Consider the following 12,143-nt stretch of genomic DNA (forward strand, 5'->3'; position numbering starts at 1 on the left):
TTTTTTTGGGAAAACGAGGCAGAAAAGAAAAGCCCTGAGCGTTTCCCTATTCGTCAAAAGGAAAGCTCAGGGCTTAATTATAAGACTAAGATCGTAATGATCTATTTGTAAGACTCGCTAAACAATTGGTCCGCTAAATGCCTCTGCTCCTTCGCTTTCTGGCATTCCATCTTTTAACCATTGATTGTACATGTCTATTTGTTCATCTGGCAATGGGTTATCATCGCCATTAGACTTTCTTGGAGGCATTGGGTGAGCTGTTTTACTCTCAGGCTTGTAACCTTCAATAGCTATTTTAATGCGCTGGCTTAATCGGCAAACTGACTCGTAATTGCTGAGATCTAAGCTAAAAACACCTTGGTCCGTTGCAATTGAGACCTGTAACATTAGTTGTACGTATGGTGCAAAAATGGCCTTAATATCTGGGTCGAAATAAACGCTCATGGTATTATTGTTTAGTGTAGTTTACTGTTATTTGATATTCTTCTCCTGAGAAGTTTTGGTTCAAAGCATTAATAGCCTCGGTTAGGTCTACATTTAGTTTGTGGCCTCCCATTATATGGTCGCCATGCATTTCATCTAACCACGCATTTGCCGACCTTACAAAGTATTTTTCCCTAAACTTCTTCGATTTAATTTTCGCTTTAACATTTACAGGGTGCATATAAATATCTACCTGATAAGAAGTTGTTGGCTGACTTTCCGTGTAAGTGTAAATGTATGGCACTTCTGGGTTTACTGCATCTATTGTAAGGGTTTGCTGAGTCAATTCTCCAATGTCACTTTCTGGCTTTCTTTGAACGCCATAAGTAAATAGTTTGTAATAAGGGCTTTCATTGCTCACCCCTAAAACCAAAGGTCTGCCTTTGCTATCAGTTAAAAACTGAGCTATCTCTGCCGCATTATAGAAGCGGTCTTTACCTCTAACCTGATATTTATAACCAAGTTTAGAAATGTCGAGATACAGGTTTGCCTGCCCCATATTAGGTCTATCACCAAGTCCTGGGTTGTGGTTTGGTAAATGAAATTGCTCTGGTTGTTGGGCTCTCAGAAAGTAGTTTAAAGAAGTGATCTTCTCTTTTCCGTGTTGCTCCATCCAAGCTTCAAATACATAATCGATATAGGCATGGAATGAATAGAAAATCGGGTCATAAGCAGCAGTAGATGGGCTTGCCATATCTCCGCCAATGAACTTGTCGTGCATTGGGTTATGAATCTGACTTTCAAAAGTACCATAACCACCATTGGTAGCATTTGGATATCCTCCGAATACCGCCCAATAATCACTTTGAAGTAAGTTAGATAGTAAATAAGGAGATGTAAACGAGGTGTCTTTCGGATCAATTTCTATGTTTCTACCCGGATGGTACAGTACGGAATTTTGATCTTCAAAAATCTTCGGAAACTTCTTGCCACTTGCTTTTCTAGTGAAATTCCAAAAAGGAATGCCCAAATTCTTGGTGGGGTACTTATTTCCTTTGCTGTCTACAATTGTACCCTCAGGGTCGGTATTCTGTAGAATCTGTTCGTAGTAATAAAACTGTGCTCTGTGCCAAATAAAGAAGATGTCTTTTCCATGCTCACACATACCTGGGTACCCGTATGTGCCATCTGCATAGACTTCTTGAGCAGCTTTTTTATAAAACTCGGTCGGAATCATATCTCCTTGCTTCATAGTATTTTGAGCAGGAATGGTGACTCTGTTTTTGTTGTGAACCCAAGCTTGCCAAGCGTAGCCCTGTAAGTCGTACGGATTTTCAGCACTTCTGTCTTTCAATAGTTGAATGGCATGTTCGTAAGTGGCCAACTCTACTGCGGTAAGCGAGTCGATGTTCTTTCTAATTACCTGTGCTGAGATTTGCCCAGCAAAAAGTACTATCAGCAACATACAGCCGATGAGCGTTTTGAGTGTGTGTCTAATCATGTTCATAAGTGTTTATTCTAATTCTGTCATGTCGAAATCATTCTTATAGCCTGGCCCACAAATAGAAATCCCTCTATCACTCAGGTAGGCGGTAATTCGGTTGTCTTTATCAATTCTCACCGATTCCATCATACCCTGATCTTCATGGTCTAGAATGTGACAATGGAGTACAAAATCTCCCACAAAGTCCTTATAGATTGATTTGATGATGATGGAATCTGAGCTAGGAACAAAGTAAGTATCCTTCCAGATTGGCGAGGTGGGCTGTTCTACCCATTCATCATTCACTTTCTTAAAATGCTGTTGAATCTGGAAGTGATTCACATGGATGTGGAACGGATGAGCACCTAATGATGAAGTTAGAGTCCACTTCTGCACATTATTTAGTCCTAATTGACGCGGTGGCCTAGTATGGTCGAAGGCCTCTCCATTAATCTGGAAAAGGGTAGTATCTCCTGGCACTATATCAAACTGTACATATTGCATAGAATCGGTAACCGGTTCATTAACCAATGAAGGATATGGTGCATACACCGCCAATGCCTCCGAAGAAGGTAATTTGCGAGCCAATGCCTTGGAAGTTTTAGGCTTAACAATGACCACTGCCAATACCTTTTCCGACTCGTACTCGGTTCTATCGGTTTCATCCAACACAGGCGAATCTGCGTCAATTAGATACAGGGTGTCTTGCTCATTACTCGTATTTACTGCTGCTTGAACTAGAATATCAGCACGATAGCCAGGCTGAAGCGTCATGCTATCCACATCATTGCGATAACCATAGGCAATGCCATCTTCAGCTACCACGTGAAGCTTCTCATGATTGATTTTATTTTCTTGTAGGCTGACAAGCTTAAGGTTTAGTGTTTCTCTTACACCTGCATGAATAAATCGCCAACGTTGAGCCTCTTCAGACTCCATTTCAATGATAGGCAATACCATTCCGTTAATGGTTGTTCTCCATCCTGTTGAGGCTTCAATACCATCTTGCCAGCTTCCTGGACCAAAAGTGGTTCCTTCAATGAACTTCACTGCATAACGATCTGGATTCCCTCCTGCAGCGGTGTCTGGTGTATAAGGAATCTGTTGCATGATGAAGATTTTCTCCTCCATTTTTTCAATCTCTGGCTGACTATCTAAGCCACCTTCTATAATGATGGCTCCTCCCATTCCTGAAGACACCTGAATGGCCGTAGAGCCATGGAGATGTGCGTGATACCAAAATGTACCAGGCGCATGGTTATCTGGAATTCCTATTCTGTTCTGAAAGCTACAACCAGGATCTAGGTTAACGAATACATTGTCTCCATGCCCCATAGGAGAAACATGCAGGCCATGCGTATGCAAATTAGTATTGTTAAACCTCAGACTATCAATGATGTTAGGATCTACTCCATCATGTATAGGTTCAAATGGGTCGCAAGCCCCTCCTCCTTCTAAGGTTGGAAGCTGATTCATCAAATTTACAAACAGTGAATCTCCTCTCTTAAGTCGAAGGGTTGGCCCTACCAGTTTGCCATTATAAGACCTGTGATACAATGAAATGTTCTCGTCTTTAACTGTATTATAGATGGAGCTTGTAGTAAACTTTACGGCAAGCTCGGTGTCGAGCATTCCATTGTTAGAAGAAATTTCTTCAGGATTCTGGAAAGGCAAATGTATTAGCGGCTTGTCTGCACCAGCCTTGAGCTTAACACTTGAAAGACTAGCTTTTATAGTGTTTATCTCCTTAAGTATGTCTTCAGAAGCTACTTCTTGATGGCGCTGCGTGGCTTTTTGGCAAGAAGGTAGGCTTAAAACAATTAATAGAGTGATTGCACATAAGGCAATCTGATTGATTCTTCTCATCGGGTTGTCGTTTGTGTGATTCGCTAGGTTGTGAGCCTAACCGTTTATTGTTATTCGGTTCAGTTAACTAAACACCACTAATTTAAACAAAATGAATATTACCCAATAGTTGAAATCTTAAATAATTGATATAGTTATATGAATTTAAGCTTTAACGCACTGTTTGTTAGATAGTAAGCTTAATATTAAAAACAATCAGCTTACTATGACCAGACAAATGTTTACTACACCGATCACGTAACAGCACTACTCAGATTCTAAATTCTGAAGAAAAAGGGCCTTAGGTATTAGCCCTTCTCCTTTTCAAAATCAGCCATGATATAATGACTATTAGTACATAGCCGACTACAAGCAGAGTTACTAGATATGGAATGTTTCTTTGCATCACTACCCTATCGGCAATTCCTGCTTTCCAAAACAACCATTCATCTGCAGTGTCTGAGGCAAAAGAATAATGCCCCGTACTAAGTATAATGATCCCATCCTGAGAGGCCAAGTCGAACCTTGCTGTGGCATTGATAGCATCATTTCCGCTTCCATCATGGCCAATAATATTTGCTGTTTCGTGCTGTGGTGAGTATAGATCAGGGCCTAGTCCGTAATAAGGAATCCCATTCCTGTAGCTCTCAGCTTTTGCCATTAACTGAATAGTGCTAGGCTTTAGAAGCGAACTGTTTTCTAATGAATTGCTCAGCATGAATTTTGAGAGGTCATCTAGGCTAGTCATTAATGAAGCAGCTGCTTTAGCAGTGAATCTATTCATTGGCCTAGTCGATCCGTTGGTTTTGTACACATTTACCAGGTTTATACTGCTACTATCTTTTAGGTTGAAGCTGGTATTTTTCATGCCTAATGGGTTAAAAATGGCCTGACTGATATAGTCTGAAAATGATACACCTGTTACTTCCTCTATAAGCAATTGTAGAAGCGTATAACTGGCTCCAGAATACATAAATTGACTCCCTGGCTCGTATCCAACTCTTGCTTTGGCACCATCGTAATAACCGTCTGCTGCGCTGGTGAGAGATTCTTCCAAAGATTGAACTTCTTCATCTGCAGTGAATCCACCGTAGCCCAAGTCATCATCAAAACCAGCAGAATGCGATAATAGTCTTCTTACCGTAACTTGATCATTGACGAACTCACTTGCCGGCAAATGCCAACGAGTTAGGTAATTTTCAACTGGTGCATCCAAGTCTAGCTTTTGTTCTTCCACCAATTTCATTACTCCAACAGCTGTTACCCACTTGCTCACCGAAGCTACTGGAAAAGCAGATTGTCCATTGATATCTTCTCCACTATCTGAATGGAAAAGCATTTCTGCTACTTTTCCGTCTTTGATTAGCGCCATGGCTAGGTTGCCTATATATTCATTCCCTATTTGATCTGACACAGCCTCTGCAAAGCCTTTTGTTGTTCCACTAGAGTCGATAGATTTCAATAAATATCCATCTACAAAACCTAGAGCAATGAAGGCTGTCCAAAGGATTAAAGCGAGAGAAATTAGGCCAATTGTTTTTAGATTTTTCATAGTTGAGTTATAGGTGATTTGATTTTTTTTCATTGAAAGCCTCTATCTGCTTACACAAAGAGCTTAGGCAAATCAAATGAAAGAAAAGGGCTCTGTGGTTCGATTAGAGGAAAGTCGAACCAATTAATCGGAAAAAGAACACCTAGTATTTAGACTTTAAATGATGCGGTTTGCTTTCTATAAGCTGTAGGCGTTAAGCTGGTATGTTTCCGAAAGGCCGTGTTGAATGAAGACTTGGAGTTAAAGCCAACTTCGAACATAATCTGTTGAATGGTCTGGTCAGTTTCGCGCAGCAAGTGCTTGGCTTCCTCTACCCTATGACCATTGATGAAATCGAAGAAGTGCGTTCCCTTAGATTGGTTAATAATTAGCGATAATCGTTTTGCGGACAGACCAGTTTCGCTGGCTAAGACTTGAAGCGTTAGTGTGTCATTTAAAAACGGTTTCTTATTCAACATGTAGGCATCTAGAGTAGCGAGATCTTTAGATGCATCTTCTGAGGGTGCATTGCTCACTTTTTGCTTTACAGATTCCTTTTCGTTTTGATTTACCTGCAGAAATAGCTCCGGAGTATGCATGGTTTTTAGAACGAACCAAGAAACCATAAACAAGGCAAACAAGGCAATAGATAAGTCTAAAATAGGAAAGCGTTCAAAATTATTTAACGCTTCTGAGACTCCTCTGAAAAGGACAATGCTGTTGGCTAGAAAGTATGATGCTATAGCCGTGAGTAACCAGCGATAGGTTTGGCTTTGCGTTGAATGGAAGTTTTCAAACGTCTTTCTGTAATTCTTCAGTAGAATGAAACTCGCCACCAAATAGGTATAAATCTGAATCTGAACAGAAATAACGAAGATCACTTCCAGTCCTAGAGTGATTTCAGAGAAGAGATATACCAACAAAAACACAAGCGTAGGCAATGCATGCCACAAAAGTTTAGGCTTGAGCTTGAAATCGCTGAAACAGGTTTTCTTTACATAAAAGTAAAGCAATGGCATTTGTAAGAATGCAAGTGAGGTTCTCAACTTATTGAGAATGGTAAAATCCCTATAAAAATCACCTAAAAACTGACCAGAAAGATCTAACGAAGTGATAATCAGAAAGCCAGCAAAAAGTAAATTTGCAGTTCTTTTTTCAGACTTGTTGGAAATCAGAAATGCAGACAGTAGCAGCAATAAGAAAACGCCAATCAGAGCAATACTTTCAATGGCTGTCATTTAGTTGAAGTTTAAATTGTCTAAACTACTGAAGGTTCGCATTCCCGAAACTTAGGTCATTTTAGTACCGCCACAAACATATCATTAAATCGTCTAGGGACACTTTCTAAATGGCCAAAAATCAGTCGATCTGAAAGAATTTATATTTCCTTTCCAACTTAGATGGTGAACCTATCTTCCACAAAAGCATGGGCCAAGGCAGGATAGTTTTGCTGAAAGGTATCGATGATGAATCGAAAAGGCACATCGTCAAAATGACCGTAGTCTTCGATGTATTCCATATACTTTTGCGCACTTCTGTTAAAGGGCTGAATCATGGCATCTTCCGTCCCATTAAAGTACAGCGGATCAACATTGTATATTTCGCAGAGCTCTTTATTGAAAGCGTTTGAAGCTTTAAACCACTTTCCATCAACATATACTTCAGCAATACCGTGAGGTGCAATGTGCGAATTGCCTAATTTCTCAGTCAATCTTTCTGCTGCAATATGGTTCACAACTTTCGCTAATCGAAGTCGGGCAGGAATCTTCAAAGCCCTTAGTGCAGCTATAAATAGAACGGACTTATCAATGCAATGCCCTTCTTTTCGGCCAACCACATCGCTTGCTTTGTAGTGGTCTTTCTTGCCTGAAATGGTATAAGGGTTATATCTCCAGTTGTCTCTTACCGTAAGAAAGAGGCCTTCAATCTGTTGATTAGTCGGTTGGTCGATAAATTCAGCCACTAAGGCTTGAATGCCAGCAGTATTAAAATCGAAGAATTCAGTTTCTTGTATATATTGTTGCATGGTTAATTCCGTGAGATAAAGTGTTGTAACTCTTCACAAGCAGAGCTAGTGAGCATTCCAAAAAAGTTAGATTGAATGAGGTGCAAATGAGCATTTACTGCATTCTTTTTGTCTAGCGCACAGTTTTCTATAAACAGCTTATTCAAAACCCTTTGAACCTTTACCGCAGAAGAAATATCTACCCAGTCATTGAGCAAATCACCCCTCTTTAATTCCATGTAAAGACCTTCAATAAATGTCTGATTACTATCAGCAGCAGTATTTATTTCTGTTTCAATGGCTCTATAATATTTGGAAACTTGAATGATGAATAGTGGGTTGAAATTGAGAATTCTAGTTTTTACAAACTCATTATACCTATAAATTTTAATGACGGCAGACTCTTTTTTTGCAGCTAGTTCTGCCTTAAAAGTATCCCATTCTGCTATTTCGTTTTTCACTATGGTGAGGAGAAGTGACTCTTTATTTTCGAAATGCTGATAGATAGTTTTCTTAGAAACGATGCTCTCCTTGGCAATATCATCCATGCTTATGCTTCGCTCCCCGAAGCGCATGAATAGTGTTTTTGCCGTTTCCAGAATTCTTTCCTTGCTCAATTACTTATTTTAAAAGTGCTCTAGGCTGTCGTTGATGATATTACAAGTTTGCAGGTAACAAAATTGGCTCTAAACTCTGCATCGTTGTTAGGAATATAAGCCAAACATTCATCTTTTCGTTCCGGTATACTCAAGAAGAAACACCAAAATGAATATGCTTAAGCACAGGAGAATTACCTGACTAATTCATTTCATCAATCAATTCACTTACCGAAATCCTATAAGTTTGTTGAAGTTGCTCTTTGCCTGGGTATGGCAACTGACCACCGTACACATAGAGGTAGCCATTTAAAATCGCGGCTCCACCATTTCTCATTCTCACATTGGATTGAAAAGTCTTGTACTCTTGCTTTTTGGCATCATAAACCAATATCTGATCACCACTAGAGTAATCACCCACCAGAATAAAATAGTGTTCATATTGAGCTAGGGCATAAGATGAAACGGGCTCTTTAAAGCCTTTTAGTTCCTTCCAAACCTGGGTTTCAAAGTCGAATTGCCAAATTTCACTTAAATACCTATCATCAAAACCTCCAAACAAGTAAAGATTACCGTCATAAATACCGCCTTGCGTAGACATGGCCATTGGTAAATTGGCTAACTCTTGTAGTGCTCCACTCTTTAAGTTGAAGGAGTAAAAGTGGTTACTGAAGGTATAGGTTGGAGGTGAGAATCTACTTTTACTTAAATAGCCACCGAAGTAATAGATAAAGTCACCCTGTTTCGCGAGGCCCATTTTTTTCGCTGCATTCGGGAAATTCCCTAAAGATTTTATTGTTAAATTTGACAAGTCAATCACTCTAGCTTCTTGCATAAGCGATTCGGCATCTCCCACCAATTGACTTCCACCGAGCATCAATAGGCCATCATACTCTTCCAAATAAAGTAAAGACGTAGTGGTAGTATAAGGTATGTCTTTGAGTTTTACAGTAATCCATTTTCCAGTTCTGCTGTCGTAGACTTGCATGCCCGAACCAAACTCCATCATACCTTGCGTTCCACCCATGGCATACAAGTCTTGATTGGAGGCAGCGTAGCCAAAATTGTAAGATGGAGTTTTCATAGACTTCACCTTTTCGAACTTGAGCATTGTCTGAGCATGTATAAACGTAGAGAATACTACGCTGGCCAGAAGAGTAAGAATTAGTTTCATGGTTATTTTGCTATCTAAAAAAGAAAGAGGGCTATTTGCCCTCTCCCATTTCTTCTGCTTTAGTTCTTTTCTTATCTAATTGTTTGACGCCTTTCGTCATCCAAACTGGAGCTTCGGCACCTTTTAAGTAATGGTCGAAATATTGTTTCATCCTAATTTGAAAATCCTTCTGATTTTCTTCCTTGCCAAGGTGGTGCGGTTCATCTGGGTAAGACAATAGAATTACCTCTTTACCCAATCTGCGAGCAGTCTGATAATATTCTAAACCTTGATTCCAGTCTACAGCGCCATCGGCTGTACCATGTAATATTAAAAATGGTGTATTAATGTTTTGAGCATGATGAATAGGAGACTGACTTCTGTATAGCTCCATATCATCCCATGGGCTTACTCCCATTCTACCTTGCGACCACTCAATAATTGGACCGTTAAGGTTGCCTGTTCGCTTATAGGCGACATTATACATTGAAATTAAGTTAGTAAGTGGTGCGCCAGTGATTACACAAGCAAACATATCGGTTTGAGTTAGAATAAAGCTCGACTCATAGCCACCCCAGCTATGTCCTTGTAAACCAATTCTTTCTGGGTCGGCATAGCCAAGATCAATAACCTTTTGTGCCGCAGAAGTCACATCGTCTAAAGCAGAGCTTCCTGGTTTACCCATATCGTAAACAATGTCTGGCATCAACACCAAATAACCATTACTGGCATAAGCAGACATGTGTGGTCTGTCATCATAAGTTGGCATAGAATACTGATGATGTCTTTGCGACATTTTCTCGTAGAAATAAATCACCATTGGGTACTTCTTACCTTCCTGATAGTCGGCAGGTAAAGCTAATGTAGCCTGTAATTTATGGCCTCTTTTGTCTGTGTAGTCTACTAGCACTCTTCTGCCCCACTTATACTCTGCCTGCTGTGGGTTAGCATTTGTAATTTTTTGTTCGTTTTTGAAGTCAGTGTTGGCCACCCAAACATCTGGAAACTCCTCAAAAGTCTGTTGAGTGAACATCAATACGTCAGCATCTTTTGCCTTGGTAGGTCGGCCAATCATTTTATCTACAAACTTAAGTGCTTTCGGCTTCTTGCCCATTTGCACTTCATAGTAACCCGACTTCTTGGTCCATTCACCATAAGCACTGAGCAATAAGGTTTTAGATAAATCGTAGCTATCAGCTTCAGGGTCAAGCTGTGTCAACCTGAAACGAATATCATTGGCTCTGCCAACTCCATCTGTAAGGTTCTTCACCTCTTTTGATTTAAGTGAAAAGGCATAGATATCGTACTTATTGTTCATCAAAACCCAATCACCATCGGTTGACCAGCCAGCAATTCCATAAACCGGTTTTTCTACCGGGTAATCGAATTCGGTATTCTCAAAACTGATATCAGTATTTGCGCTAATGTTGGTGGTTTTACCTGTTTCGAACTGGTAAATCATTACCTGCGTATCTTTAGAGTAAGCCGCATATTGTCCATCGGCTGAAAGCCCCATGAAATGATAAACCTCATCAGCAATTCGCTTACTAGCTCCAGTTTCCGTGTTGATGGCAGTTAGGTCAGCATAACCCGATGGCCTATCTCTCAGGCTACTGTATTTGCTATCGTTAAAGCCAACTGCCCATTTCGATTTGTCATTAGTTCTTACTGAAATATCTTCTGTCTGGAGCTGCACCAGTTTACCGGAGTTCACATTGTAAGCAGCAGTGTAGGTGGCTCGCTTATCTCTATTAGCTCGCACAATTTGCGATGACTGCACCACATCATCTTTCCAATGCCAAACATCTACATTGGCCTTCAATTCGTCTTCTTTCTTTAACTCATCTTCCTGCTCCTTAATACCAAGGAAAATCTGTGTACCTGCATCATTCCAGTTCAAGCCACTATATTCGCTGATCACGAAATTGTTCGGTGCTTGGCTAAACATGGTAAGCGAAGAAAGATTTGACATACCTGCGCTAAGATTACTTGAAATAAGCAGTGTATTTTCTCGCTGAACCTTTCCTTCTGGTGTTTTACCATAAAGTATGGCCAATGTATTTCCAGCTTCGTTCCAAGACAGTTGACTGTAGGTATATTCTCCAGTATTGATAGACCAGGTTCTGCTATTGCTTAGGTCTAGTAAGTAAACACCATTTCCAGTATCGCCATCTGCATCTACCAAGTAAGAGAATAGCTTGCCAGTTTCATTAAAAGCGTAGCTCGAAACATTACCAATATTCATTACCGTGCCGCCTTTGAGGCTCTTCAAAATCAGGTCGGTGCCGCTGTGTTCAGCGTCTTTATCGCTTTGTACTTTGCTTATGGCTATGTACTCAGAGTTTTCTGCAAAGCTGAATGATTGTACATCCTTAATTTCTTCTACCGAACGATTGCTAAGGTTATAAATATGTAGGTTTCTGTTGACAGGTTTGCGTTGCTTTCTTAAAGCTTCGGCCTTCTCTTCTGCAGGAGAAACTAAAAATGCAACGTATCGATTATCGTTCGAAAAGCTAACCCTAGAGGCATTAATGGCACTATAGACCGTGTCGCCCGCAACCTGACGCATGTAGAACTTCGCATCTCCATCATTAGGACTATAAGCGTAAGTAATCCACTGGCCGTTGGGCGAAAGTGAAGTATTGCTGATTCTGTTCCACTGCCCATAATCTTCTAATTGAAGGGCTTTCTTTTCTTGGGCTGAAATAGAGCTAAATGACAATAGGATAATTGTCAAACAGTAGAAAATTCTAAAGATAGGTTTAGACTGCATGGTGGAGTTATATTTATTTCTCAAACCCCAATATAGAATTAATGCCTTATCATGGTCTCATTATTTTATACAAGGCTACAATTCCCTGTCTATAAGGTTTCATAAGAGGCTAGAGGTTTCCAAAATAAGTTATAAAAATAGAGTATAGATTAACTATGAAACCCCATTCAATAATTGTTAAATACTGACCTTAAACTATTTTTAATATTAATATAAGACAAAAAACTACCTCTGTTCATATATAATGTATTTCAAAATATAATATTTAATTTATTATCCGATAAGGGTTTGTTAGGTTCTATTTGTGTTAATCATCGGTGATCAACTAATTTGT

Annotated in this window: 9 protein-coding genes; all 9 read right to left on the reverse strand. The window is 39.8% G+C overall.

Going from position 1 to position 12,143, the window contains the following annotated elements; genetic code table 11:
- Positions 1-117 precede the first annotated feature (117 nt).
- Positions 118-444, reverse strand: a complete 327-nt coding sequence (locus AWW68_RS14045) for a hypothetical protein (RefSeq protein ID WP_157717661.1) — start codon at positions 442-444, stop codon at positions 118-120.
- 4 nt (positions 445-448) lie between these two features.
- Positions 449-1,924: a tyrosinase family protein gene (locus AWW68_RS14050; protein ID WP_185101277.1), complete on the reverse strand. Its 1,476-nt coding sequence runs from the start codon at positions 1,922-1,924 to the stop codon at positions 449-451.
- 12 nt (positions 1,925-1,936) lie between these two features.
- On the reverse strand, positions 1,937-3,772 hold the full coding sequence (locus AWW68_RS14055; RefSeq protein WP_068222156.1) for a multicopper oxidase family protein: 1,836 nt from the start codon (positions 3,770-3,772) through the stop codon (positions 1,937-1,939).
- A gap of 280 nt (positions 3,773-4,052) precedes the next feature.
- Positions 4,053-5,303, reverse strand: coding sequence for a serine hydrolase domain-containing protein (locus AWW68_RS14060; RefSeq protein ID WP_068224152.1), 1,251 nt, complete (start codon positions 5,301-5,303; stop codon positions 4,053-4,055).
- Between the two features lie 149 nt (positions 5,304-5,452).
- Positions 5,453-6,520, reverse strand: a complete 1,068-nt coding sequence (locus tag AWW68_RS14065) for a helix-turn-helix domain-containing protein (RefSeq protein WP_068222159.1) — start codon at positions 6,518-6,520, stop codon at positions 5,453-5,455.
- A gap of 158 nt (positions 6,521-6,678) precedes the next feature.
- Positions 6,679-7,308 carry a transglutaminase-like domain-containing protein gene (locus AWW68_RS14070; RefSeq protein WP_068222162.1) on the reverse strand — a complete coding sequence of 210 codons (630 nt, stop codon included), beginning with the start codon at positions 7,306-7,308 and terminating at the stop codon, positions 6,679-6,681.
- A gap of 2 nt (positions 7,309-7,310) precedes the next feature.
- Positions 7,311-7,904, reverse strand: a complete 594-nt coding sequence (locus AWW68_RS14075) for a TetR/AcrR family transcriptional regulator (RefSeq protein ID WP_084375699.1) — start codon at positions 7,902-7,904, stop codon at positions 7,311-7,313.
- Between the two features lie 181 nt (positions 7,905-8,085).
- Positions 8,086-9,057, reverse strand: coding sequence for a Kelch repeat-containing protein (locus tag AWW68_RS14080; protein ID WP_068222169.1), 972 nt, complete (start codon positions 9,055-9,057; stop codon positions 8,086-8,088).
- A 31-nt stretch (positions 9,058-9,088) separates the two neighbouring features.
- Positions 9,089-11,809, reverse strand: a complete 2,721-nt coding sequence (locus AWW68_RS14085) for a S9 family peptidase (RefSeq protein WP_068222172.1) — start codon at positions 11,807-11,809, stop codon at positions 9,089-9,091.
- Positions 11,810-12,143 lie beyond the last annotated feature (334 nt).

Origin of the sequence: Roseivirga spongicola, from assembly GCF_001592965.1 — a bacterium.
In the GTDB taxonomy this organism is placed as follows: domain Bacteria; phylum Bacteroidota; class Bacteroidia; order Cytophagales; family Cyclobacteriaceae; genus Roseivirga; species Roseivirga spongicola.